The 25087-nt window shown below is 29.8% G+C and carries 24 protein-coding genes and 1 tRNA gene; 9 read left to right on the forward strand and 16 right to left on the reverse strand.

The genetic code is table 11. The annotated features are described in order from the left end of the window. Positions 1-2: 2 nt before the first annotated feature. Positions 3-1232: a glutathione S-transferase gene (locus tag ACTF45_RS04010; protein ID WP_288348001.1), complete on the reverse strand. Its 1230-nt coding sequence runs from the start codon at positions 1230-1232 to the stop codon at positions 3-5. Between the two features lie 36 nt (positions 1233-1268). Here ACTF45_RS04010 and gorA point away from each other — a divergent pair, with 36 nt between their 5' ends. Further along, positions 1269-2648, forward strand: a complete 1380-nt coding sequence (gene gorA / locus ACTF45_RS04015; RefSeq protein ID WP_288347999.1) for a glutathione-disulfide reductase — start codon at positions 1269-1271, stop codon at positions 2646-2648. 5 nt (positions 2649-2653) lie between these two features. Here the strand turns inward: gorA and ACTF45_RS04020 are convergent, their stop codons facing one another. Continuing rightward, positions 2654-3733, reverse strand: a complete 1080-nt coding sequence (locus tag ACTF45_RS04020) for a calcium/sodium antiporter (protein WP_438949381.1) — start codon at positions 3731-3733, stop codon at positions 2654-2656. A gap of 107 nt (positions 3734-3840) precedes the next feature. On the opposite strand from ACTF45_RS04020, the gene pyrC reads away from it, so the two are divergent. From pyrC to trpA, 5 genes are all read left to right on the forward strand, one after another. Then, entirely contained in the window at positions 3841-4890 is a 1050-nt protein-coding gene (gene pyrC / locus ACTF45_RS04025; protein WP_438949382.1) for a dihydroorotase, read from the forward strand. A gap of 191 nt (positions 4891-5081) precedes the next feature. Next, positions 5082-5167, forward strand: a tRNA-Leu gene (locus ACTF45_RS04030). An 80-nt stretch (positions 5168-5247) separates the two neighbouring features. Beyond that, positions 5248-5481 carry an NAD(P)H-quinone oxidoreductase subunit L gene (locus ACTF45_RS04035; protein ID WP_288347545.1) on the forward strand — a complete coding sequence of 78 codons (234 nt, stop codon included), beginning with the start codon at positions 5248-5250 and terminating at the stop codon, positions 5479-5481. 3 nt (positions 5482-5484) lie between these two features. After that, entirely contained in the window at positions 5485-5805 is a 321-nt protein-coding gene (locus ACTF45_RS04040; RefSeq protein ID WP_288347543.1) for a DUF3007 family protein, read from the forward strand. A gap of 38 nt (positions 5806-5843) precedes the next feature. Then, positions 5844-6683 carry a tryptophan synthase subunit alpha gene (gene trpA, locus ACTF45_RS04045; protein WP_288347541.1) on the forward strand — a complete coding sequence of 280 codons (840 nt, stop codon included), beginning with the start codon at positions 5844-5846 and terminating at the stop codon, positions 6681-6683. A 98-nt stretch (positions 6684-6781) separates the two neighbouring features. On the opposite strand, the gene ACTF45_RS04050 is transcribed toward trpA, so the two are convergent. Then, positions 6782-7132 (reverse strand): AbrB family transcriptional regulator, encoded by a 351-nt coding sequence (locus ACTF45_RS04050; protein WP_288347540.1) that lies wholly within the window; start codon positions 7130-7132, stop codon positions 6782-6784. 99 nt (positions 7133-7231) lie between these two features. On the opposite strand from ACTF45_RS04050, the gene ACTF45_RS04055 reads away from it, so the two are divergent. Beyond that, a complete protein-coding gene (locus ACTF45_RS04055) occupies positions 7232-7501 on the forward strand; it encodes a YciI family protein (protein WP_438949462.1) in 270 nt (89 codons plus the stop codon). A gap of 205 nt (positions 7502-7706) precedes the next feature. On the opposite strand, the gene ACTF45_RS04060 is transcribed toward ACTF45_RS04055, so the two are convergent. From ACTF45_RS04060 to hisIE, 4 genes are all read right to left on the reverse strand, one after another. Then, positions 7707-8036 carry a hypothetical protein gene (locus tag ACTF45_RS04060; RefSeq protein ID WP_438949383.1) on the reverse strand — a complete coding sequence of 110 codons (330 nt, stop codon included), beginning with the start codon at positions 8034-8036 and terminating at the stop codon, positions 7707-7709. After that, positions 8033-8407 carry a YkvA family protein gene (locus ACTF45_RS04065; RefSeq protein ID WP_348659608.1) on the reverse strand — a complete coding sequence of 125 codons (375 nt, stop codon included), beginning with the start codon at positions 8405-8407 and terminating at the stop codon, positions 8033-8035. Before ACTF45_RS04065 ends, ACTF45_RS04060 begins: the two co-directional genes overlap by 4 nt. A gap of 27 nt (positions 8408-8434) precedes the next feature. Then, positions 8435-9358, reverse strand: coding sequence for a sigma-70 family RNA polymerase sigma factor (locus tag ACTF45_RS04070; RefSeq protein ID WP_288347535.1), 924 nt, complete (start codon positions 9356-9358; stop codon positions 8435-8437). Positions 9359-9507: 149 nt separating this feature from the next. Further along, positions 9508-10173 carry a bifunctional phosphoribosyl-AMP cyclohydrolase/phosphoribosyl-ATP diphosphatase HisIE gene (gene hisIE / locus ACTF45_RS04075; protein WP_288347534.1) on the reverse strand — a complete coding sequence of 222 codons (666 nt, stop codon included), beginning with the start codon at positions 10171-10173 and terminating at the stop codon, positions 9508-9510. Between the two features lie 58 nt (positions 10174-10231). Here hisIE and ACTF45_RS04080 point away from each other — a divergent pair, with 58 nt between their 5' ends. Then, positions 10232-10696 carry a 6-carboxytetrahydropterin synthase gene (locus ACTF45_RS04080; protein ID WP_288347533.1) on the forward strand — a complete coding sequence of 155 codons (465 nt, stop codon included), beginning with the start codon at positions 10232-10234 and terminating at the stop codon, positions 10694-10696. A gap of 53 nt (positions 10697-10749) precedes the next feature. Here the strand turns inward: ACTF45_RS04080 and ACTF45_RS04085 are convergent, their stop codons facing one another. The 9 genes from ACTF45_RS04085 to ACTF45_RS04125 all read right to left on the reverse strand — a co-directional run bounded on the left by ACTF45_RS04085 (position 10750) and on the right by ACTF45_RS04125 (position 21059). After that, positions 10750-13332 (reverse strand): ATP-dependent Clp protease ATP-binding subunit, encoded by a 2583-nt coding sequence (locus ACTF45_RS04085; RefSeq protein ID WP_438949384.1) that lies wholly within the window; start codon positions 13330-13332, stop codon positions 10750-10752. A 76-nt stretch (positions 13333-13408) separates the two neighbouring features. Beyond that, positions 13409-13759 (reverse strand): plastocyanin, encoded by a 351-nt coding sequence (gene petE, locus ACTF45_RS04090; protein WP_288347530.1) that lies wholly within the window; start codon positions 13757-13759, stop codon positions 13409-13411. Positions 13760-13817: 58 nt separating this feature from the next. Next, positions 13818-14801, reverse strand: coding sequence for an NAD-dependent epimerase/dehydratase family protein (locus tag ACTF45_RS04095; RefSeq protein WP_288347528.1), 984 nt, complete (start codon positions 14799-14801; stop codon positions 13818-13820). A gap of 8 nt (positions 14802-14809) precedes the next feature. Next, positions 14810-15850 carry a uroporphyrinogen decarboxylase gene (hemE, locus tag ACTF45_RS04100; protein WP_288347527.1) on the reverse strand — a complete coding sequence of 347 codons (1041 nt, stop codon included), beginning with the start codon at positions 15848-15850 and terminating at the stop codon, positions 14810-14812. 123 nt (positions 15851-15973) lie between these two features. Then, entirely contained in the window at positions 15974-18238 is a 2265-nt protein-coding gene (gene glgB, locus ACTF45_RS04105; protein WP_438949385.1) for a 1,4-alpha-glucan branching protein GlgB, read from the reverse strand. 54 nt (positions 18239-18292) lie between these two features. Then, complete coding sequence (locus ACTF45_RS04110) at positions 18293-19870, reverse strand: CocE/NonD family hydrolase (protein WP_288347523.1); 1578 nt, start codon at positions 19868-19870, stop codon at positions 18293-18295. 8 nt (positions 19871-19878) lie between these two features. Beyond that, entirely contained in the window at positions 19879-20145 is a 267-nt protein-coding gene (locus tag ACTF45_RS04115; protein ID WP_288347521.1) for a hypothetical protein, read from the reverse strand. 54 nt (positions 20146-20199) lie between these two features. Beyond that, entirely contained in the window at positions 20200-20607 is a 408-nt protein-coding gene (locus tag ACTF45_RS04120; RefSeq protein ID WP_288347520.1) for a DUF4332 domain-containing protein, read from the reverse strand. A gap of 8 nt (positions 20608-20615) precedes the next feature. Beyond that, on the reverse strand, positions 20616-21059 hold the full coding sequence (locus ACTF45_RS04125; RefSeq protein ID WP_438949386.1) for a DUF2518 family protein: 444 nt from the start codon (positions 21057-21059) through the stop codon (positions 20616-20618). Between the two features lie 64 nt (positions 21060-21123). Between ACTF45_RS04125 and ACTF45_RS04130 the strand changes: the two genes are divergently transcribed. Further along, the gene (locus tag ACTF45_RS04130; protein WP_438949387.1) at positions 21124-25071 is read left to right on the forward strand and encodes a translocation/assembly module TamB domain-containing protein; all 3948 of its coding nucleotides are present in this window, start codon (positions 21124-21126) and stop codon (positions 25069-25071) included. Positions 25072-25087 lie beyond the last annotated feature (16 nt).

The raw sequence follows: 25087 nt of genomic DNA on the forward strand, positions 1-25087 counted from the left end.
CTTTATTTTAATATAAATCTGGCAGGATCTTGATCATATCTATGTTTTTCTGGAATCTTATCAATTTTGGAATTAAGATTCGTTGACTCAATTTTATTTAAAGATTGTCTTAATATCCTTGCAGAAATTATAGGCATATCTCTGGGCACAGAAATTCTATTTTTTAAGTAGTTGATAGATGTAGCTGCCTTTTTGGGAACTTCATTGATTTCGGAGGTAATCATATGGGTAAGAGCGGCCCTTAATGATTCCTCAAATAAGTCTTTTTCATAAGGATTAGCGTTAATAATATTGTCTTTATGTTTTAGGACTCTTTTAAGTGCAAATTTAGCGTAATAATCCAAGTCAATATCTTGATTAAATTCCAAGTTCCCTAGTCCTTCTCCAACATCTATTAGATTAGAAAAGGAAATTTGTTGATCATTAACATCCTTAAAGCAGCCACCCATTTGAGGAGGTAGATCATGTGAATGAGTATGAAAATCACCTTGAGTACCTCTATATGCACTGAAATTTTCAAAAAGGGTTAACCATCTATCAATAAAAGGATAATTATTTCTTAAATCGAACCCCTTGTAATAACTTAATGAAGCATTCATTCTTTCCATATATGGAATAAAAATTATGTCTCCAGTACCTGGCTCTAATTTTTCTGAATCATGTATTGGTGAATCAATAAACCCTGTTTTGGATAAACTTAATATTTTTTCTAATTTGCAAATAGATTCTCTAAATTTTTTTTTTCGAAAGGATACATCTAAATTACTAAAGCTTTTTCTACAAAGCCAATTACACCATGTTCTAAAAATTTCTCTTTCTAAATTTCTAACTTCTCTAATATCCTTTGATAATAGAGAGGAACCAAGTGTTCCAAATTCATTTTCTAAAAAAGTAATAATATTATCACTTTCAGTTATGATGTTCCCATTCAATTCTATTGCAGGTAATTTACCAGAACTAACTTTGTTGAGATACCACTTTTCTTTTTGGCCATAACAATACATATTTATTTTCTTCACTTTGTAAGGAATCCTTTTGAATTCAAGCCATAACCATATTTTTTGACAGTAAGGGCACCAAGAATGCCGATCTCTATAGAAAATCAGGTCGACTTCTTTTTCACAATGGCCAAATAATCTTAAATTTGTATAAGAATTATTTATCCCATTAACTCTATCAATATCATCAATTTTGAATTTACTTAAATCGGCCCAACTCAAGATGTTATTCATTTATTGAATTTAAGCTTTATATTTACGATATAATAAATGATTTTAAAGGTTTTGGAATTCGAATTTGACTTGATTGTTGTGGGTGCTGGTTCGGGAGGATTGGCTGCTGCAAAACGAGCTGCGAGTTATGGCGCAAAAGTTGCAATAATTGAAGTAAACAAAATTGGTGGGACCTGCGTTATTCGAGGTTGCGTGCCAAAAAAATTGATGGTTTATGCTGCTAATAATAGAAGAAATATGGTTTCTTCTGAAGGGTATGGGTTATTAAGCAAAGAAATAACTTTTGAATCTAATATTTTACTAAAAAATGTGAGAGAAGAAGTTTCTAGATTAAGTGTTTTACATTCAAATTCTTTAAAAAAATTAAACGTTAAAGTTTTTGAGGGCCTTGGAAGATTTTTAAATCAAAATACTGTAGAAGTAGTTTGTCCAAAAACAAAAAACATTTTAAGCAAAGTAAGTGCCAAAAGTATTCTTATTTCAGTTGGTGGCAAACCAAAAAAATTAAATATTCCCGGAATAGATTTAGCGTGGAGCAGCGATGATATTTTTGAATTAAAAGATTTTCCTAAGAAATTATTAATAGTTGGGGGAGGTTATATTGCCTGTGAATTTGCATCTATTTTTAAGAACTTAGGCACTGAAGTTACGCAATTAATAAGAGGTGAGAACTTGTTAAATGGTTTTGACAAAGATTTGTCTGAATGTTTAGAAAAATCAATGACTGCCTTAGGTATAAATTTAAAATTCAAGAATCAGTTAAAGTCCATAAAAAAAATAAATGATGATCTAGAGTCAACGTTGGAATCAGGAAGTAAATTATTAACCGATAATATACTTGTTGCAACTGGACGAGAGCCTTCTCTTAAAAGATTAAATTTAGATACTTTAAATCTAAAAATGGATGGAATATATTTAGAAGTTAATGAGCTTAATCAGACAAGTAATTCTAATATATTTGCTATTGGAGATATAATAAAAAAACCAAATTTAACTCCTGTAGCAATTGAACAAGGGAGAGTTTTTGCAGATAATTATTTCGCTGCTCTTAAAAGAAAAGTTAATTATGAAAATATTCCTAAGGCAGTCTTTACTATCCCAGAAATTTCAACAGTTGGACTTAGTGAGGAAAAGGCAAATGAAATTTATTCGGAAGTAAATGTGCAAGTTTTTAAATGTAATTTTACGCCTATGTCTAATACCTTTAAAAAAAATAAATCTAAATGTATGTTAAAACTTGTGGTCAATAAAAAAAATGATAAGGTCCTAGGCTGCCATATGTTTGGAGAAGCAGCCTCTGAGATTATACAAATGGTTGCAGTGTCTTTAAATGCAGGGATTACTAAAAAGGATTTTGATACTACTATGGCGTTGCATCCTACTATTTCAGAGGAATTTGTAACTATGTACGGGTAATTAAATTATCTTCTGGTTATTTTGAGACTTTCTTGGGCAAAAAGGAATACTGTTAAAAATGCAAAATAAACAAAAATACAAACTCTCAATTCATAGAGATTGTCAAATCCGTTTAAGAACAATAACTTATCAACTATATAGAAAATATATAGATTTAAAAGTATAAAACCCTCAGTTCTAGTGATTTTACCCTTAGTCCAAAAGATTGGGAGGCAGGCAAAAGTCGTTAAAACCATAAATGGTAAGTCAACTTTTATAAGACTTTGATCAATTGTAAACCCTTTTAATCCAGAAAAAATACTGCAACTTCCAAGAATAAGAAGCTGATTAAGCAAATTGCTTCCAATAACATTACCAATTGCAAGATCAGTTTTACCTTTCAACGCTGCAATTATTGAAGTAACTAGTTCTGGCAGAGAGGTACCAGTGGCAACTATAGTTAGACCAATAATAATTTCATTTACCCCTAATAGAGTCGCTAAGGATTGAGAACCATTTACTAAAATATTTGAACCAAAGCTTAGAAGAAAAATTCCAGATATTAATTTCAATATAATATTAAATTCAACTCTCTCAATGCCTGGAGACTCTTCTATCTCTGGCTCAGCTTTTTTAGTATCCTCCTCATTTTCCTTAATAGTATTTATTTCCCAAATTGTATTTAAAGTTAAACAAAATATTAGAAAAATTCCTGCTTGCCAAGTTAAAAGACCAGTTGAAGACATTGCCCAGACTGCACATGAAATAGCTATTAAAAGAGGTACATCTCTTCGGACAATTCTACTTTTTACTTTTAAAGGGGTTATTAATGAGCTTATACCTAAGACAACAAGAACATTAAAAATATTGCTTCCTATTACATTACTTGCTGCGAGTGAGTCACTCCCCTTAAAGATTGAATTTAAACTTACTAATAATTCAGGAGAACTTGTACCTAAAGAAACTACAGTTAATCCTATTACTATTTGAGGTATCCCTAAAATTAAAGATAAAGAAATCGCCCCTTGAATGAATAACTCTCCACCTGCAAAAAGAAAAATTATTCCAATTATGATCTCTATTATTGGCAATATAAATTCACTCATATTTAAAAGACTTCTTTAGATGATTATATCTTTAATTTATTCAATAACTTTCTGAAAACTATTGTCAATTTTTATTTGCTGTTAAAATTAATTAAATAATTAAAATTTTGAAAGAATTAATTATATCAAAACCGGATGATTGGCATTTACATCTAAGGGAAGGCATTGTTTTAAAAAATATTATTAGGTTTACATCTGAATTTTTTGGTAGGGCCATTGTAATGCCAAACACCAAAAACCCAATAACATCTATAGAAAAATGTATTTCTTATAAAAATTCTATATTTGAAGCATTGTCTGATAATTCTAAATTTGAACCATTAATGACGATATATCTAACGGACGAGACAATAAAACATGAATTAGTAGAAGGTTTTAATAATAAAGTTTTCTTTGCTGCCAAATTGTATCCTGCTAATGCAACAACAAATTCCAGACATGGAGTTAAAAAAATAGAAAATCTTTATGAAATATTTGAAGTTATGCAAGAACTTGAAATGCCACTTTTAATTCATGGAGAAGTAACTGACCCTGAAGTAGATATTTTTGATAGGGAAGAAGTTTTTATTGATAAAGAACTTTCACCTTTAATAAAACAATTTCCAAAATTAAAGATTGTTTTAGAGCATATAACTACCTCTTATGCAGTTGATTTTGTTCAGAGTAATAACTTAGGAGCTACTATTACTCCACATCATTTACACATAAATAGGAATGCAATGTTCTTTGGAGGTTTAAATAGTGACTTTTACTGCTTACCAGTCGCAAAGAGAGAAAATAATAGAATTGCTTTAAGGAAAGCTGCTACTAGTGGAAAAGAATGTTTTTTCTTAGGCACAGATTCTGCTCCTCATTTAAGACAGTGGAAAGCTTTTTGTGGTTGTGCAGGCATTTTTAATTCTCCAGTAGCAATAGAAAGCTATTTAAAAGTTTTTGAGGAGGAAAATGCACTTAATCAATTCGAAAAATTTGCCAGCTTGAATGGGCCTAATTTTTATAATCTACCTATTAATAACGAAAAAATAAGATTGGTATCAAGGTCAAATAAAATTCCAGAATTTATTGAAGTAATTGAACACAATAAGGTTGTTGGACAAATAAAACCATTTCATGGAGGTGAAACTTTAACTTGGCAAGTAGAGGGAGTTGTTAAATAAAAAATAAAATTTCTTACATTAACAACAGAAAAACATGATTAGGTCATTTTTTCATAAATGATTAATTTAATGATTGAAAGATATAATCCCAGCTAATCCCAGCTCAGTATTCCGAGAAAATGTAAATATTCACATTTTTCTTGGTTTATTAAGATACTTTCGGCTACGATTGAAAAGCGCAAATTCCTTTTGGGAGTGTGGCGGAATTGGTAGACGCGCCGGACTTAAAATCCGTCGAGCGCTTTAGCTCGTGGGGGTTCAAGTCCCCCCACTCCCATTCTTAATCTATTTATTTTTAGTTCTTACGATAACTTTAAATAGTTGTTATGTTTTAACTAAATAAAACCAGAAATTTAAATGGAAAGTATTTTTGATAATTCATTTGCTACTTTAGTTGCCTACGTAGGGATTGTTTCTATTTATTTATTGGTTATTCCGTTAATACTTTTTTACTGGATGAATAATAGATGGAATGTTATGGGCAAATTTGAGAGATTAATAGTTTATGGATTAGTATTCCTTTTCTTCCCAGGTTTAATTTTATTTTCTCCATTTTTAAATCTCAGATTAAGAGGAGATAGCAAAGGTTAAATTTTGACTAAAGGTAAGGTTGTACAAATAGGTTTATTAATCTCATTATTAGGACTATTAAGTTATAAATTAGCACCACAATTGGGTATCGATAACTTTACAGCTAGTACTATCTCAAACTTTGTTTTGATTGTGATTGTAATAAGTTGGGTTTCATCTTATGTTCTTAGAGTTTTAAACGGAAAAATGACTTTTATGGAACAAAGGAAGCGTTATAGAAAAGAGTATGAAAAAATTGTGAATGATAAACTAGAAACCAAATTTAACTTATTACCAAAAGAAGAGCAGGAAAAACTAATGGAGGATTTAGAAAAGAATCCATAAACTATTTAAAAATTATCAAATAAAAATCTCAAAAATTCATGAAAGAAAACAAGAAAACGCAATTTCCTATGAATGAAACTTTATCAAAAATAAATAAGAAGTTTTTGGAACTAAAGAAAAGCGATAAATTAGCATTGATGCCCTTCATAATGGCAGGTGATCCTAATATTGAGACTACATCAGAGATTTTATTAAAGTTGCAAGAAAAGGGTGCAGATCTTATTGAATTAGGAATCCCTTATAGCGACCCTCTTGCTGATGGCCCAATCATTCAATTATCAGCTTCTAGAGCATTAAAGTCAGGAACTACATTGAAAAATGTTATTCAATTATTAGAGTCTTTGAAAGATAAGTTGCATATTCCCATAATACTTTTCACTTATTTTAATCCTGTATTAAATTTTGGACTTGAGAATTTTTGTGAATTGGCATCTAAAGTAGGAGTTTCAGGATTAATAATTCCCGATCTTCCTTTGGAAGAAGCATATAAATTTTCAGAAATAATTAGTTCTTATTCAATAGACTTGATATTATTAGTTGCTCCTACTACTCCCTCTGAAAGAATGAAAATTATATCTAATAATACAAAAGGTTTTACTTATTTAGTAAGCGTAACAGGAGTAACAGGAGAGAGAAACAAAATGGAAAATAGAGTAGAGAATCTTATTACTAAATTACAAGAAATAAGCATTAATCCTGTAGCGGTTGGTTTTGGAATATCTTCTCCTGAACATGTTAATAAAGTTCGTAAATGGGGGGCAGATGGAGTAATTATTGGTAGTGCATTTGTTAAAAGAATCTCTAATAGTAATGAAAAGGAAGTTGTTAATCAAATTGGTAAATTTTGTGAAGAAATGCGCAAAGCGGCTGATCAATAAATGTAATTAAAAAAGTAATTTTGCATGTTTATTTTATTAAAAACCCCTTATGAAAAGGGGCTTTAATTCTTAATAATTAGAATAATATTTTATGGGGATTATTCCGAGGGTAATAATCTTATTTGTTTTCTCCCAAGCTTTATTTCAAACTCGTCGCCTGCTTTTAAGTCTAAAAGTGCTGTATATGCTTTCCCAATCAAAAGATTCCCATTACCTTGAACTGTCGCTATATAACTTAACTTTCTACCACCCTTACCAATACCTGAAACTCCGGCATCTCCGAGGTTAACGCCTTTTGCTTCAAGAAGTGCTTCATAAAAAGCAGTGAAATTTAAACGTTCGCTTCCATTTTTTTTCGTGGATACGTATCCACATGCACGCACAAGATCCGACTTGCTAACATCACCAAGTTCTTTAACTTTAGCAAGGAGATCGCTACCACTTAGCATAATAAATTAATAAAAAGTTATTCTTAATTAACATAGCAATTAGTGTGTAATTTGTGCAATTATTAAGCATGTATTTATTCAATTAGTTAACTTTTAATGATGGAAAAATTTATAGTATTTGGGAAGTATTGTGACGATGCAATTAACAAAAGGGAACCATTTCGTAAAAATCATCTTGATAGACTTGGGGATTTAAAAAGTAGAAATATTTTAATTACTTTAGGACCTACAAAATGTACAAAATATTTATTTGGTATTTTTAACGCTAATAATGAAAATGAATTAAGACAATTAATTGAGAAAGATATTTATTGGAAGGAAGGTATATGGATTGATTTTGATATTTATCCATGGATCCAAGCATTTTAAAAAAGTATATATTAAAAAACGATAATCCTTTAGCTTATTTTACTTATAATTAGAGTGATAATTATTTTTTAAAATTGTAAAAATAAGGTTTTTATTTATAAAAAAAATAAAAATAAATAATAGAATTTTTTAATAAAAAATGCTTCTAAAATACTATGTATATATTGTTATTTAAGTTAGTTTTTAAATAAAAAAATAGCTAAGTTTAAATATTTTTTTTACGACTGTCTTCTTTTATTTGGTTCACTAAGGAGTCGATATCTAATTGATTATATGGGTGGGTTTCGTTTATTCCTTGAGAATTGGTTGGAATATTGTTTAGCCAATTTTGTTCTATCTTTATGAGATTTTTAACAATGTTGAAAATACCTCCTTTTTTATAAAATTCTTTAACTTTTTGTATGATTTCGAAGGTTCGGCTTGATTTGAGATTTAATTCATTAGCTAGATCTTTTTGTGTATATCCATGGGATTTTAACCAATCTTTAATAAAAGATATAAGTTCTTTTTCTTCTCCCTGTGATAGTTTACTCATTTAACAAAAGGGAACAATTTATTAAGTTTCCTTTCCGCTCTTGCTCTTATTGCAGGAGTCATATATCTACTCCATATACTTAAAACTGCAGTGAGAGCAACAAAGTCATCACTGTAACCTACTAAAGGCATAAAGTCAGGGAATAGATCAAATGGCATTATTAAATAAGCGAGTGCGGCCATTAAGGAAACTCTTACTTGTGTTGGAGTAAAAGGATCGAGGGCCATTTCTAGAACTTCTAAAGCTGGTTTTGCAATAGTTCTACCAGCCCTTATTAATATTTTTATAATGATATTTTCATCTAATGATGAACTTTCTAAAACCTCTGCATCATAAATTTTTTCTTTGTTTTTGTAATAGCTATCATTCATAATTTTAATTTAGTTAATTAATGGCTTTTAGCTAACACTATCAACTAGTCCATTTTGGATTCCTGCTTTTCTAAGCTTTCTCAAGGCTCTTTGTACAACTTGTCTGCAATATTCTCTACTACAACTCATATGTCTTGCAACTTCTGCTAAAGTTCTCCATTCATTTGAACCATCTAAACCAAATCTTAGGCTTACAATCTTCCTTTCTTTTTCAGTAAGATTTGCCTTGTCTAATAATGTCCAGGCAGAGGCTGTCCTCTCAGCTAGTTCCGCTAATTCCATTGGAGGCGTTTGATCGCTTGGCAGAATATCAACAAGTTCAGATGGATCCGACTTAGATTTTACCGTACCTTGAAGACTTACTGTTATACTCCTTAATTCGCAAGAAAGTAGTTCATCTATCTCCTCTTTAGTAATTTTCAGTTCATTCGCTAACTCAATACTAGTGGGAGGAAAACCTTTAAGTTGCATTAATTTTGATTTTGCTGCTCTTAATTTAGTAAGCTTTTCATTAATGTTTACTGGTATTCTTATTGTTCTACTTTGCGTTGAGAGTGCTCTATTTAGTCCCTGCCTTATCCACCAGTAAGCGTAAGTAGAGAATCTATGCCCCCTTGAAGGGTCGTATTTCTCTACAGCTCGCGTAAGACCAAGAGTGCCTTCTTGAATTAAATCTAATAAATCTAAACCCTTTCCCTGATATCTTTTTGAAAGATTAACTACTAATCTTAGATTTGCCGTAATCATTTCATTCTTAGCTTTTTCACCAATTTTTATTTTCTTTTTTTCCTCTTCGGAATATTCACAATCGGGACCTTGCCCACCGGCTGTTTGACATCTATTGATAAGTACTACCATTTCTTGGACTTTTCTTCCCATAGTGAGTTCCTTCTCTGGTGTCAAAAGTTGATGACGACCTATTTCTCCAAGAAAATCGCTTAATGAACTCACGATTTACACCTTTTACGTAATGTATTTAACTTATAGTTAATTTCTTAATAAGCTATACATGTAATAATTAATTAATAATTAATTAATAATTAATTAATAATTAATTATTTGTTAATTTGATTAAATTTAAGCTTTCAAATTATATATATTTAATTATTTTTTCCCCTTCTTGATTCAAGAACAGTTAGTACATCTCTCCAGTTAACTCCCTTGTGTAGCAATGCAACTTGAAGATGATAAATTATATCAGAAGCTTCATTTGCAATTTCATCTTTGTCATTATCTTTGCAAGCCATAATAAATTCAGCAGTTTCTTCTCCCATTTTTTTTAAAATAGTATTACTACCTTTTGTTAACAAATGATTTGTATAACTTTTTTCTAGAGGATTAATTGATCTTTCATTAAGTGTATCAAATAATTCTGAGCAAATATTAGAAAAAGGACTTATTTTCTTTGCTGTTTTATTAATTGAATTACTATCTATTTCATTGAAAAAACAACTTTTTTCGCCTGTATGGCATGCCCCTGAGCCATGCTGTTCTATCGAAAGAACAAGTGCATCATTATCGCAATCAAATCTAATTCCTTTAAGAAATTGGGTACTACCACTCGTTGATCCTTTTCTCCATATCTCGGATCTAGATCGACTCCAGTAATGTACATTTCTTGTCTCGAGTGTTTTATTTAAAGATTCTTTATTCATCCAAGCCAACATAAGAATTGATCCGTCTAGCCAATCTTGTGCTATTGCAGGGATTAATCCATTATTATCAAAACGAAGTTCTTCGATGGAAAAATTTGTTGAATAAGTCATTATATTTAATAAGTTAGACCTCTTACTCTTTGTTTTACTAAAGCTTATCAGTTTATTAATGGATATTCATTCATCACAATTTTCTTGCAGCAAAAGTTATGAGGATTTTCCCTGCTCTCATAGGCAATGGCGCCATGATGGACACTGTAGATTTGTTCATGGTTATTCAAGGACATTTACCTTTTGGTTCGCTGCTAAAGAATTGGATAAAAATGGTTTTGTTGTTGATTTTTCTGGTTTAAAACCTCTTGAGAAAAGGCTTAAAGAACAGTTTGATCATACATTTCTTGTAAATAGTGATGATCCTTTATTAAATTACTGGAGGAAATTACATGATTTAGATGCTTTAGATTTGAAGATTATGGATAATGTTGGAATGGAATATTCTTCTGAAATGATTTGGCAATGGGCTAATGAATACTTGAAGGATAATGATAAAGGAAGAACATGCTGCTGGAAAACTGAATCAAAAGAAAATAAATCAAATTCTGCTAGTTATGAAAAATTCCCAGAGTGGTTTTAAGATTTATTTAAAAGTTTATAAACAAATTTAAAAATAATACTTTAATCAAAATATCAATTTACAAATATGCATCCATCTTTAATAGAAATATAAACCTCTTTTTTATTTAAGTAATTGTTATTGAGAATATTATTTGCAATTTTTGTCTCGATTTCTTTTTGAATAATTCTTTTTAATGGTCTTGCTCCATAGCTATTATCAAAACTATTTTTGACTAGATGGTCAATAGCCTCATCTGTAATTTGAAAGTTTAAGTCTTTTTTGATAAGCCTATTTTCAAGGTTTTTTAGTTGTATTTTAGCTATATCTTTTAATTCATTTAATTCCAAATTTTGAAATATTATTATTTCATCTAGGCGGTTTAAGAATTCTGGTTTAAAAAATTTCTTCAATTCGACATTCACAATATTTCTAATTTCATTTTTATCTTCGTTCCTAATAGATAAATCATTTATAGATTGACTCCCTAAATTACTTGTAAGAACAATTATTGAATTTTTAAAACTAATTGTTCTGCCTTCTCCATCGGTAATAATTCCATCATCTAGAACTTGTAATAAAATATCTAAAACATCTTTGTGGGCTTTTTCTATTTCATCTAGAAGTATAAGAGAGTAAGGGTTTTTCCTGACGGCTTCGGTTAATTGGCCTCCTGATTCAAAACCTAGATAGCCTGGAGGGGCACCAATAATTTTGCTTACAGAATGCTTTTCCATATATTCAGACATATCTAGTCTCGTGATTGATGAATTCGAGTCAAATATTGTTTTGGCTATTACTTTGCTTAGTTCAGTCTTTCCTACTCCTGTTGGCCCTAAAAATAAAAAACTAGCTATTGGTCTATTGGGATCATTTAGTCCTGTCCTTGATCTCTTAATTGAATCTGAAACGGCGCATATAGCATTATTCTGACCAATTATTTTTTCTTTAAGAGTTAATTCTAGTTTTAAAAGTTTTTCTTTTTCAGATTGATTTAAATTATTTACTGGAATAGAAGTCCACTTCGAAACAACTTCTGCTATGTCATCAAAATTAACTTCTTGCCTTAAAAGATTCTTTTCACCATTTTTAAAAGAATCTACTAGATTCTCACTTTTGATTTTTAATTTTTTTTGTAAAGAAATTAAGGTTCCAAATTCTAATTCTGCTGCTTTATTGAGATCAAAACTTCTTTTGGCTTGTTCTATTTTTAATTGAGTAGATTCAATTTCTTCTTTTAAATTACTAATCTCATCAATTTCTTCTTTTTCTTTTCTCCATTGATTATTTAATTCAGATTGCCTAATCTTAAGATCTTGAAGCTCATTATTAATTCTTTTTAGCCTTTCTAAAGAAAAATCATCTGATTCCCTTTTTAAGGATAAATTCTCCATTTCTAGTTGTAAAACTTTTCTATCAATCTCATCAATTTCTTCTGGTTTGGATGTTATCACCATATTTAATCTTGAAGCAGCTTCATCAATTAGATCGATTGCTTTGTCTGGTAGGAATCTATCATTAATATATCTTTCACTTAAGCTAGCAGCAGCAACAAGAGCATTATCAGAAATTCTTACACTATGATGAACCTCATATTTTTCTCTTAGCCCTCTAAGTATTGAAATCGTATCATCTACTGAAGGAGCGTTAATTTTTATTTTCTGAAATCTCCTTTCAAGCGCAGGATCTTTTTCAATATTTTGTTTATGCTCATTGATTGTCGTAGCACCTATACATCTTAATTCCCCCCTTGCGAGCATTGGTTTCAAGAGATTACTGGCATCTAAAGATCCTCCAGTTGCTCCAGCACCAACAACTGTATGAATTTCATCTATAAAAAGAATAATCTTCCCTTCAGAACTTTTAACTTTTTTTAAAACATTTTTAATTCTCTCTTCAAATTCGCCTCGGTATTTTGCTCCAGCTATTAATGAACCCATATCGATTGATATTAATTGTCTATTATTTAATGATGATGGGACATCTCCATTAACGATTCGTTGAGCTAAACCTTCTACTATTGCAGTTTTACCTACTCCAGGTTCTCCTATTAGAACAGGATTATTTTTGGTTCTTCTGCTTAATATTTGGATCGTTCTTCTGATTTCTTCATCCCTACCAATAACAGGGTCAAGGATTCCATCCCTAGCTGATTTTGTAAGATCAATGCCGAATTTATCTAAAGTTTGATTTGAACTTTCAAAATTATTATTAATCGTGGATTCAGATTTCATCTTTTTTAAAAGTTCTAAAAATTCAGGGATTTTTTTTGTATTTAAAACTAATTCACTGCAAATTTCATCATAAGCTAAACCGTAAAGTATGTGTTCTGTTGATATCACTACATCATTAAACGAAACTCTTAAATCATTTGCTTTTAAAAAAACTTTTTCTGTGGTTTCTCCTATAAAAAGAGTTTTTTGTTTATTCTTCATTTTTGCTTTCGCATCCAGTAAAGAAGTTAACGTTGTTTCTATATTTTTAATATTTACACAATTTTTTTTTAGTATTTTAGAGGTGAAAATATCTTGTTTTATTAGTGCAAGCAATATATTTTCAGAATCTATATTTTGCTGAAAATTATTTTGTGCAATTTCCTTTGACAAAATAAAAATATCCCAAGCAGAATTGGAGAATTCACTTGGGACAAATTTCATTTAAGCCAATGTAATAAATTTAATTAATCAAAATAATCGCAATATTTAGTAAATATTATTTAATTAATTAGGTATTTTATTCAACAATTACTTTACCTACCATCCCTGCACCTCTGTGTGGCTCACAATAGTAGTCAAAAGTTCCTGCTGTATCAAAAGTTTCTTCCCATGATTCGCCAGGAGCGAAGGCTAGATCAGCATGACTTAATTCTTCATGGCCATCAAAAACAGCATTATGAGGAGCTAATTTATTATTGATGAATTTAACAGTATCACCTGTACTGATAGTTATAGAACTTGGTTCAAAAGCTAACATTCCAGCGTCAGTACCAAGCTTAACTTCAACAGTTTTAGCAGAAACAGAAGAAATTCCTAGGCCTAGAGTTAAAACTATTGCAAAAAAACCAGAAAAGATTGAACGTAACATAATTTAAATTTACTATCTTTATATATTACAAGGTTTTTGGAACTAAAACGCGAGAAGTTTAATTGATATTACAACCTGGTAACTTTGCTAACCTTAAAACATCTTGCAGAGTTCTAGCATAACTTTTTAAATTTAATTTCTCTGGATTCGTTATGGGCACATGGTTAAAGTTATATTTTTTTATACTGAAGCTATCCCAAGGAGTCATTTGAATAGGAAGCACTCTTAATAATATTTTCATTATTGTTTTTGTTAAGGGGATGGAAAAATATCTATTCATTCCGTTTCTCTTTAAAAGGATATTTATCGCATCATCAATTGAAATAAAGTTTTGACCTAATACAAATTTTTTGAAACCCTTGTAATTCTCTTCTTTATAATTTTTAATTAGAAACCCACAAATTTGTGCAATATCATTGGCATGTATAAAGTGAAACTTTGAGTCAAGTTTTAGAAATCTTGCCATCCAAAGCCATTTATTTATTTCTTTCAATCCGCTTGTTAAATAGCTCACGGGATACTTACTTCTTTTATTAAGAGTTCCTCCAAAAACTAATGTAGGAAAAACTGCGAATGTTTTTTCTGCAAATGAGCTCTCTTTAAGTCTTTCAAAACACTTATATTTTGTTTGAATATATTCTGTTCCATAAGTTAGAGATTCCCTCATTAATTCACATTGTTCGTTGAGTATGCTGGCTGTTGAAAAATAAATTATTTTCTCTAATTTATCTTTTTCAAGCATTCCTACTAACTCTTCGAACGCTTTTATGTTTACATCATAGGCTCTTTTTGGATCACCCCAAGCAGTCGCAGTGTGGATAAGAAAATTTACCTGACTAATTTCTTTACTAAATCTATTGCATTCTCTGATATCACATGTAAGCAATTTTATTCGCTTGTTCTTTTGTATAGCTAGGGGGAGCTTATTTTTATCTCTCACCATGAGATAAAGCCTAAATCGAGTGTTTCTTAAAAACCAATCAATCAAATATTGGCCAACACATCCGTTAGAACCTGTTATTAATAAGTTTTTAATTGCCAAAATTTAAATTAATAAGTTAGTTTTTTACCATGTTCAAAAAATGTTTGAGCATTTTCTTCTGGTGTCCCTGGTAAAATTCCATGACCTAAATTAAGAATATATTTTCTCTCTTTTACTTTATTGAAAGTATTATCGATTCTCTCTTTTATTGAGTCTTTATTTCCAAATAATATACCTGGATCAACATTTCCTTGTATTCCAATTCCTGTAGGGATTCGTTTGCAAGCCTCCTCAATATCAACAGTCCAGTCTAGTGAAATTATATCTACACCAGTTTTAGCCATTCTTTCTAATACTCCAGCACTGCCCGATATATACAATATTATAGGAGTATCTGGGAATTCTTCTTTAACGATGTCAACAACTTTCTTTTGATAAGGGCCAGCAAAAATATCGTAGTCTTGAGGACTTAATTGTCCTGCCCAAGAGTCAAATATTTGTACAACTTGAGCGCCAGATTTTATTTGATACTTTAAATACTCACCAATGGATTTTGCAAAGTGATCTAGAAGTTTGTGAAGTAAATCAGGTTCTTTAAACGCCATTGACTTTATTAAAGAATAATTTTTACTGCTTTTACCTTCAACGACATATGCAGCCAAAGTCCAAGGTGCTCCAACAAAGCCAAGAACCGTTGCTTCATTTTTTACATCTTTTCTCAATGATGAAAGGACTTCTCCTACAAAACTTAAACTTTCGTTCGGAATTAATTCTTTTAAATTTTCTATTTGGTGAATATTTCTTATTGGATCTTCTATTATTGGACCCTTACTTTCTATTATTTCAAAGTTGATTCCCATTCCAGGAAGAGGGGTAAGTATATCTGAAAAAAGAATTACACCATCTGGCTTGAAAGCCAAAAAAGGTTGCATTGAAATTTCATAAGAAAGTTCTGGGTTCTCAGATCTTTCCCTAAAGCTTGGGTAGCGTTCTCTTAAATCTCTGTAAATCTTCATATATCTGCCTGCTTGTCTCATCATCCATACTGGAGGCCTATTAACTTTCTTTCCTAAGGCAGCAGAAAGTAAAAGTGGTAAATTCTCACCCATTTTTTGAGTACAATATGATTTTTTTAAAAAATAAAATCTTTAACCTAAAAATTTTACAACGTAGAGCAGATTAAAATCACTATGTGAAGAATTAAATGAAATTGACTAATAAATAAACCTTTATTATTGCTTTAATTGATGCTTAAAGATACATACACTTAGCGGTGGTAAAACAATTTCAAGAGCATTTTCATAATTATGAATATTATATTTTAAAGTTTCCTTACCTCCCATATTCCCTTTGTTACTGCCGCCATATTTTGAACCGTCTGAATTGAAAATCTCTTTATAGAACCCCTCTAAAGGAACACCTATTTTATAGGATCCATGAAAGTTAGGAGTAAAGTTTGCAACAACTACAAGCCATTCATTACTTTCATTTTCCCTTCTCATAAAACTGATAACTGAATTGGAGGTGTCATCGCAATCAATCCATTGGAATCCATAAGGATCAAAGTCATTTTTCCATAAAGAAGGCTCATTTTTATAAAGTTTATTTAAGTCATCAACCAAGTTTCTAATACCTTTATGGGGTTCAAATTCTAAAAGTTCCCATTGAAGATCATCCCAAACATTCCATTCTTGCCTTTGACCAAATTCCATTCCCATAAAAATTGTCTTTTTACCAGGATGTGTCCACATGTAAGTTAATAAAGCCCTTGTATTCGCGAATTTTTTCCAATCATCTCCTGGCATTTTATGTAAAAGATGACTTTTCCCATGAACAACTTCATCGTGACTAAGGGCAAGCATAAAATTTTCGGTGTAATTATAAGTTATTGAAAAAGTCACACTATTTTGATGAAATTGCCTAAACCAAGGATCTATTTCAAAATAATCGAGCATATCGTGCATCCACCCCATATTCCATTTTAAATTGAAACCTAGTCCACCTACATTTGTAGGCTCGGTAACCATTGGCCAAGTTGTGGATTCTTCAGCAATAGAAAGTGCACCTGGAAAATGCTGAAAAAGTACATGGTTTGCTTGCTGAAGAAATTTAACAGCTTCTAAATTTTCATTCCCACCGTTTTCATTTGGAATCCATTCACCCTCAGGACGTAAATAGTCTCTATATAACATTGAAGCTACAGCATCCACTCTTATCCCATCAATATGGAATTCTTCAAACCAATAAATAAGGTTTGCTACTAAAAAATTCCTTACTTCATTTCTACTGTAGTTAAATATTAAAGTACCCCATTCTTTATGCTCTCCAATACGAGGATCACCGTGTTCATAAAGATGACAACCATCAAAGAAAGCTAAACCATGCTTATCTTTTGGAAAATGGCCAGGAACCCAGTCGAGAATTACACCTATACCCTCTGCATGACATCTATTTATAAACTCTTTAAATTCATTAGGAGTGCCATATCTACTTGTCGGAGCGTACCAACCGGTGACTTGATAGCCCCAGGAACCATCGAAAGGATGTTCCGAAATAGGCATTAATTCGATATGAGTAAATCCTCTTTCTTTTACATATGGGATAAGCTTTTCTGTTAACTCTGGATAAGTTAAAAACCTTGTCCCAGGTTTTAAATCCGCTGCAGGAACTGAAGATCTTATCTGTCCATTTTTTTCAATATATTTATTCTCAATTGAATCGTGCATCCAACTTCCCAAATGCATCTCATAAACTGAAATAGGTTTATTAATTTGACTAGATGAATCTCTATTAGTTATCCAAGAACTATCTTCCCAATCAAAATCGTTAAGTTTAGATACTATTGAGCCATTTTGGGGTCTAATTTCATGAAAGAAACCATATGGATCAGCTTTTTCATAAATATGTCCTTCTTGAGTTCTTATTTCATATTTATAAGCATCTCCTTCTTTCATTATTGGCATAAATAATTCCCAAATACCACCAAGCCTTTTTTGCATAGGATGATGTCTACCGTCCCAAGAATTTATATCTCCGATTATTGAGATTGATTTTGCATTTGGTGCCCAGATACAGAACATTACTCCTTTTTGATTTATCTCTTCATGGATGTGAGCCCCCATTTTTTTCCAAATATGATGGTGGTTTCCTTCAGCAAAAAGGTGTCTGTCTAATTCCCCCATCCATTCTTCCCTATAAGCCCAAGGATCTTGCTGTGAATGAGAAACTCCTCCTCTTAACACATTTATTTGATAATTATTTTTGGGATCTTCAGGAAGTGTTACTTCAAACAGCCATTTATGATTTAACGTAGTTGTTTTATAGGTTTTATCTTTAAAAATAATATTTACTTCATCTGCTTCAGGCATCCATACTCTTGTTATCCACTGTCCATTAACGAAATGGGGACCTAAAATATTTAATGGATTATCATTGCAACAATTTTCGAGGTTGAAAGCTTCTGATTTAATCCAGTCTGCTTGAATAGTTTCTTTCATGACTGGTAGCTGTTAAGGGATTAGTTTATCAAATTATCAACCAAATAAAAAAAATTAATTGAAAAATGGAGTCATTTTCATAAATGTTTTATTTAGTTCAAAACTTAAATTTATTATTTTGTGATTAATAGTTGGGGCACCAAGCATATCGTCACCAAATCCTGAATTAACACCAATAGCTGGATATGCAGCAGCTGATATAGATAACCTTAGTTTTGTACCTTTTAGAATCGTAATATTAGTAGGATGCATTGCGATTTCGCAATCACATTTTTCGTCTATTTGTAAGTTTTTAACTCTTAAAAATCCAGTTGAGAATTGGTTTACAGTTTTATCTTGTTCATTAACAAGAGACAAAGCAAGACATATATCAAAGCTTTTCTTATCACTCGTTACAGAGGTTTCAAGTATAGGTATTCCTGAAAGTTGAAGATCTTCCTCAAAGGAATTGGTTTGAAAAACACCCACATCTAATCTTTTGTCAAAAATATATCTATCAAATAAACCAGGATTTGGCCCTAAGTGGCCTCCCTCTGCTTGAAATGGCCTCCACGGATCATGAACAATTGAAAACCAGCCCGACCCTTTTGAATTCAAAAGGAGACTCCCATCAATAATTTCGAAATTAGCTGTTCCATTACTTTTAAGACCAAACTTGCAATCTTGAATCTTGTCTTCTTCAATTACATCCCATTTTTTTAATGAAAGATTCCAAATTTTTTTATTCTTAAAAGAATTTATTTTATTAACTTCTTTATTCGTTTTGAGGTGGTTATCAAAAAATTCCAACAAAGTATTTTGTGATCCCTCCCACCAATTTAGATGTGTAGAATCCCCAATAATTATGTCAGGATTTCCACCCGCTGCTTTTGATTTTTGATAGAGATCAAATGCTCCTCCTAGATGAGGATCCCAAAGACCACCAATAATTAACATTGGTTTTTTTAGCCATGATGAAATAAGTTTTATCTGTAGAAAATCTTTATTTTGATTTAGATTGTTAAGCCATTCAAGTATGAAGTTATTAGGATCATATTTTTTTAAAAGATCTAATCCTTTTCTTAAATAACTTTTATTTTCTAGGGCTGATCTTATTTCTTCCCATCCTAAAGAGTTATTTTCCCTTCTCATCTTTAAGGCAGCTATTTGTAATCCCCACGCAATATTATTATTCCACCAAAACGCTCCACCATCCGAACTCCAATGATTTTTTAAATCTATCCCCGTCATGGCAGGAGATAAGCAATCAGGAGGCTTTGAATCTTTTGTTCCTGTAAGTTGCGTTAATCCTTGATATGAAAAGCCATATAACCCAAGTTTTCCATTGCATTCTTTTAATGATCTTACCCATTGGTGCGTTTCTGATGTATCACTAGGTTCTTGAGAGAACCCTTTGAATACTCCACCAGATGATCCCTGACCTCTAACATCTTGTACTACTACTATGTAACCCTTTGAAGCCCACCATTCAGGATGAGAATAAGTAATTGTTGAAGCTATTTCTCTTCCATATGGTTGTCTCATTAATAGCGCGGGCCAAGAACCTTTATCTTTAGGTGCCCAAATTCTTGATACTAATTCAACTCCATCATTTAACTTTAAAGACTTATCAACCCATTTTACTTCGCGCATTTAAGTGTTTATATAACCTGAGGACAATGAAGACCAATTACGTAAATAGAGAGAATTTCAGCATTAATTGGATTCAAGTTATTTTTTTTTGAAACAAACTCTATAGCTTTATCTGAACTTGCGGAGATGCCTTTTGAATTTAATTCTTTAAATTTATTACACATCTTAATAGCATCACTAGGATTCTTTTTGACTGTCTCCAAAAGACCTGATTGACTTAAAACAGGATTTATATAGGCTAACGATAAAAATAATAATAAAAAAAAGTTATTCATTTTATTTATAATCTTTTTAAAATTCTACATTAAATAAATCTTTTAACCAAGATTTTAAATAGATTTACAGATTTCATTAGCCCTCTTTATCCAATCTTTTAACGTGGATAAAGTTATATTTGTTTGAGTTTTAGTTCTAAGACTTCTCTCCAATCTTCCAATTCTCTCTTTGAGATCATATGGGTTTAAAATTGAAAGAGATTGAATAGACCCTATACCGCAGTGTAATAGTAAGTAAGATTCATATGGAGTTATTGAAAGCTCATTTTTAAAATTAGCAATAGCTCTGATTTTTCTTAAATTATTTATTGTACATAATGAATGAGATTTTTGAATGATATTTAATTCAGAATCACTAAGTTTACTTAATCTTTTAAAGTCATTTAGTTTCTTTTTAATTAAAAAAGATTTTTCATGTCTGAAATTCTCAGGTAAAATTTCTAAAAATTTTTCTTCAATCATTTATTCATCTAATTCATATTAAAGCTTTTTTCTATTTCTCCAATAATTACTGGCTTACTTACGTCATTGGATATCTTCTCAAGTTTCCTAATTTTAATTTTTACTTTTGATCCTGATCTACTACCTTTTTTAAGATTTTCAGATAATTGTTTTAAAGTCGGCTCAATCGCTTCCTCTGGAAATTCACTATCAGCTTTTGTAACAATTAAATCAAATCCATTATCATAAACAATTGGAACATATTTTGCCCCATCTATTTTTACATTATCTGTATAGCTCTGTATAAAAGCCCAACTGCTTAAAGAGAGTAATAATGAAAATATTGTCGCACCTGTAATCCTAAATTTAAAACCAAAGTTAAAAATAAATGCAATCAAAGAAATAAGAAAAAGAAATATTCCTAAAAATCCAAATATCTTAGGTGTATTAGCTAATAGTTCAAAAAAAGACATTTAGTGGCTTTAACCTGAATAATTTCTTATATTTTGTAAGCCTACTCTATTTTGGGATTCTAACTTGCAAAGAATTAGATCTCTAAATTTTAATAAAAAGCTTTTTTTCTTAGGGACTACTTTGTCAATTAGCTTTGTAGGAACTTTTTTATTAAATAAATTTCTTGAAGATTTCTATACCAATAGAAAACCCTTACTTGAAAATAGGATAGAAAAATTTTTAAATAAAGAAATAGATTTGGGGGATTATTCTGGGATCAGATTTCTTGGGATATCTTTAAATAATCTAAAAATTATTGATAAAAATAATTTAAATTCTGAAATCGTATCGAAGAATATCTACGTAGGCATAATGCCAATTAGATCATTTTTAAATCAAAGATGGATTTTTAATGTAAAACCAAAAAAAACTAAAATTGAAATAAACAATGATTTTTTCAAAAGGGTAAAATCTGATGATAATAAAAACAGATTTATAAAAAGTAAAGTAAACTATGATCTAAATTTTAATTTAAAGGAATCTGTAAATTTCAAATTAAAGGATATTGGAATAGAGACTAAAGTAAAAGGAAAATTGATATATAAATCAAAAGCTAAGCAGTTTATTGGTAATTTTCATACACATACTAAGGGTAAAGGTAATCTAAATTTAAAACTAAATACTAAATTAAATAAAGACTTTTTGAATCTCGAGATATTATCCCGTGGGATTAACTTGAAGGGATCTAAGTATAGTTTTGGTGATAGGAAATTTGCTATAAGAGGAGGGAATATTGAATCTAATTTTAAATTTTATAAATCTTCCATAAAAACTTCTTGTAAAGGCAATCTTTCTCTCAATAACTTAAGATTAAAAACTAATAATTTAGTAGAGGATATAAAAAGTGATTCTTTAAGGTTTTTATGCCAAGGTAATAATATTAATGCGGATATAAATAATCTTAATTATGGTACTTTAATCTCTGATTTTAATCTTAATGTTCCTTTAAATAAAAATATTAATAATATAAATTTAAAAGGTAATGTTGGATATTTAGACAGTTTAAATCCTGAGATACAATTATCAGGAAATATACCTTATTGGGTTGATAAAAGGGGCATAAATTTTGGAAAAGTTAATTCAAGTTTTATTCTTAATAGAACCCAATTATCTAATTTAAATATTTTCCGTAAAGATAAGATACGAGGTTTTATTACTGCAAAAGGAGAATTAAAAGGCGAGATAAATAAACCTGATATTAAAATCAATTTCAATGTTGATTATCCTCATTACAAAGGGCTAAGGATAAGAGAAATATGGGATGGTGAGATTAAAAATCAAAATAATAAATATGTAGTAAATATGAAGAATAGATATTCGCCCGTGCCTTCTTTCCTTACCTTTAATCTTGATTCAAAAATTAAGTTAGAGAATATAACCTTTAGCAGAATATTTAATTCCAATAAAGGTAGTATAAATTTAGTTAAAGATGATGATAAGTATCGTTGGAATGCAAATAATTTTCCCTTAGATGAGCTTGAATTGGCTATTGGAGATAATGAATTCGATAGAGTTAGCGGAAACGTTAATGGTTCTGGTTTTATATCTAAAGATCAAACTTACTTTGATGGTCGTTTAGCTTGGAGTTTGGGCAAATATAGGAATATAAAGTTTGCTAATTCATTATTTGATTTTACTCTTGATAATAAATCATTTTACGTTAATTCATCACTATATCCAATTGATGGAGGCATGATTGATCTTGAATATGATTCTAATAAAGATGATAATTTTAATATAAATTTTAATAATATTAGTACTAGTTGGACATTACAAACAGCAGTCGATATTTTAAATTTTGATAATAAAACATTTCTTCCTAATAGTAATTCTAGAGCCTTGGATGATATAGAAATTGATAATATTGAAAGCTCTTTTTCCGAAAAAATACTTTTTATAAATAATTTAATAAATAATGACAATATTTTAGAAGATAAATTTAATTTAAAAAGATATTTAGATAAATTTCAAAGTAGATATGATGCAAATTTATCTATAGAAGGAAATAATAAATCTAATTTTAGATTAAAAACTAAATTAAATGGATATCTTGATATTAAAAACGAAAGTAAAAAAAGTTCTAAAGAAAAGTTTTCTCTAGATTTAGAGGGAGGACTTTTTACAGGAAAAGGGTTTTTGAATATTAATAAATTACCTTTAAAAACTATAAATATATTTTTAGATAAACCTAGAGACTTTAAAGGAAATTTGGATATTAATTTAATTTATAATCTAGATAAAAAATTCTTTGCGACTAATATTTCTTCGAATAATACATCAATTAATAATAGCTCGATCAAATTAGATGTTGGAGAAGTCCAGTATGGCGATTCGATTTTTGATTTAGATTTATCTTTTTTATTGAATAATTCAAACATCCCAATAAATATTTCAGGTTCTATTCCTTTTAACAAACAGGATAATTTAGACTTGAGATTAAATGGTAATGGAAAATTTATTGAATTAGTAGATATCTTTGCTGATGATTATTTTACTTTTAAAAAAGGTGATGTAACTCTTAGAATGATAATAAAAGGAACTGTTAAAAAACCTATTGCTAATGGTTTTGTTTTTATCAAGGATTCTGAAATTGATATTTATAGTAATGTCATTAAAAATATTAACAGCACAATAATTTTTGATTTTGATCAAATAGAAATCAAAAGCTTTAAAGCTTCTGATGATGCTTCTGGAAATATTTTTATTAAGGGGACTTTACCTTTTTATACTAAAAACAATTTGAATGAAAAAGATATTAGCTTATTAACTAATAATTTTAATATTAAATCTAATAATATAAAATTTCTAACTGACTCTAAAATCAATATTAGTGGTTCATTCAAAGATCCTATATTTAGTGGAAAGTTAGCATTAAATAATGGGTTTATTAATTTAAATAATGCTGATAAAGAAAATAATAAAAAAATTAATTTTAAAGAAAGAAATTATGAAAGAAATTGGCCAGAACTATTTTGGGAAAAAGATAAAAATATTGAAATAATTTCTAATGAAACTATATTAAATTCTTTTCTTTTAGGAGGAAATTCCCCAAATTATCTTGAAAATTTAAGTTTTAAGAATCTAAAATTAAAACTTGGTCCAGATTTTAGAATTCAATATGCAGGGATAGTTAAGGCTAATTTAGATACCAAGTTAGATTTAAATTTTAATGGAAAGGTTGGAGAAGATTTAAATGCTAGAGGCCTTATTAATTTAAGTAAAGGTACAGCAAATTTATATACAACACCATTCAAATTAGATAAAAATAAAGAAAATTATATTTTATTTGCCTCTAGAAGTGGCATTGTTCCTTTTATTAACTTTTCACTAACTAGTAAAGTTCCAGATTCAATAATACCAATTAGTGAAAATAATCAAGATCTTAATATTTCAAGTGGTCTTGATGCAAATGTTAGTTCAAGTGGTTTTGGAGCGGTTGGAATCGGTAATACAAGACTTATAAAAATCGAAGCATCATATGAAGGATTTTTAGATCAATTATCATTTGAGGATGAAAATAGAAAAATACAATTAAGAAGTACTCCAAGTTATAACAGATCTCAAATTATTGGTTTGATAGGAGGAAACTCTGCAAATTTAATAAATAGAGCATTTATTTCTCAACTTAATACTGCAAATGGATTTAGTGATAAATTTCAATTGTCTTTGTATCCGGCTGTAATAGAAAATAATGAACCAATTAATAATGTTTTTTCTAATGAAAACCTTGATGTAGATGATACTGATAAATCATCTTCAAACGCTGGGTTGTCTACTCAAGCTTGGATTGCCGAAATAGGTCTTGATATTACTGATAGAATTAACTTTGCTGTTCAAGCTACTCCAGATAGAGATGATTTACCACCTTTAGGAATACTTACTTTACAAGCTAATCCAAACTTAGAATTATTAGGTTCTCTAGATGCCGAGGGGGAGTGGAAAAGTCAAGTTCAATTATTTTTGAGATATTAGTTCCTAAAATAAAAGT

The organism is Prochlorococcus sp. (genome assembly GCF_965655815.1).
GTDB classification, from domain to species: Bacteria; Cyanobacteriota; Cyanobacteriia; order PCC-6307; family Cyanobiaceae; genus Prochlorococcus_A; species Prochlorococcus_A pastoris.

Coding starts and splice junctions, on each gene's coding strand:
- ACTF45_RS04010 (WP_288348001.1), bottom strand. CDS start 1,232: ATGAATAACATCTTGAGTTGGGCCGATTTAAGTAAATTCAAAATTGAT.
- gorA (WP_288347999.1), top strand. CDS start 1,269: ATGATTTTAAAGGTTTTGGAATTCGAATTTGACTTGATTGTTGTGGGT.
- ACTF45_RS04020 (WP_438949381.1), bottom strand. CDS start 3,733: ATGAGTGAATTTATATTGCCAATAATAGAGATCATAATTGGAATAATT.
- ACTF45_RS04035 (WP_288347545.1), top strand. CDS start 5,248: ATGGAAAGTATTTTTGATAATTCATTTGCTACTTTAGTTGCCTACGTA.
- trpA (WP_288347541.1), top strand. CDS start 5,844: ATGAAAGAAAACAAGAAAACGCAATTTCCTATGAATGAAACTTTATCA.
- ACTF45_RS04050 (WP_288347540.1), bottom strand. CDS start 7,132: ATGCTAAGTGGTAGCGATCTCCTTGCTAAAGTTAAAGAACTTGGTGAT.
- ACTF45_RS04055 (WP_438949462.1), top strand. CDS start 7,232: ATGGAAAAATTTATAGTATTTGGGAAGTATTGTGACGATGCAATTAAC.
- ACTF45_RS04060 (WP_438949383.1), bottom strand. CDS start 8,036: ATGAGTAAACTATCACAGGGAGAAGAAAAAGAACTTATATCTTTTATT.
- ACTF45_RS04065 (WP_348659608.1), bottom strand. CDS start 8,407: ATGAATGATAGCTATTACAAAAACAAAGAAAAAATTTATGATGCAGAG.
- hisIE (WP_288347534.1), bottom strand. CDS start 10,173: ATGACTTATTCAACAAATTTTTCCATCGAAGAACTTCGTTTTGATAAT.
- ACTF45_RS04080 (WP_288347533.1), top strand. CDS start 10,232: ATGGATATTCATTCATCACAATTTTCTTGCAGCAAAAGTTATGAGGAT.
- ACTF45_RS04085 (WP_438949384.1), bottom strand. CDS start 13,332: ATGAAATTTGTCCCAAGTGAATTCTCCAATTCTGCTTGGGATATTTTT.
- petE (WP_288347530.1), bottom strand. CDS start 13,759: ATGTTACGTTCAATCTTTTCTGGTTTTTTTGCAATAGTTTTAACTCTA.
- hemE (WP_288347527.1), bottom strand. CDS start 15,850: ATGGGTGAGAATTTACCACTTTTACTTTCTGCTGCCTTAGGAAAGAAA.
- glgB (WP_438949385.1), bottom strand. CDS start 18,238: ATGAAAGAAACTATTCAAGCAGACTGGATTAAATCAGAAGCTTTCAAC.
- ACTF45_RS04110 (WP_288347523.1), bottom strand. CDS start 19,870: ATGCGCGAAGTAAAATGGGTTGATAAGTCTTTAAAGTTAAATGATGGA.
- ACTF45_RS04115 (WP_288347521.1), bottom strand. CDS start 20,145: ATGAATAACTTTTTTTTATTATTATTTTTATCGTTAGCCTATATAAAT.
- ACTF45_RS04120 (WP_288347520.1), bottom strand. CDS start 20,607: ATGATTGAAGAAAAATTTTTAGAAATTTTACCTGAGAATTTCAGACAT.
- ACTF45_RS04125 (WP_438949386.1), bottom strand. CDS start 21,059: ATGTCTTTTTTTGAACTATTAGCTAATACACCTAAGATATTTGGATTT.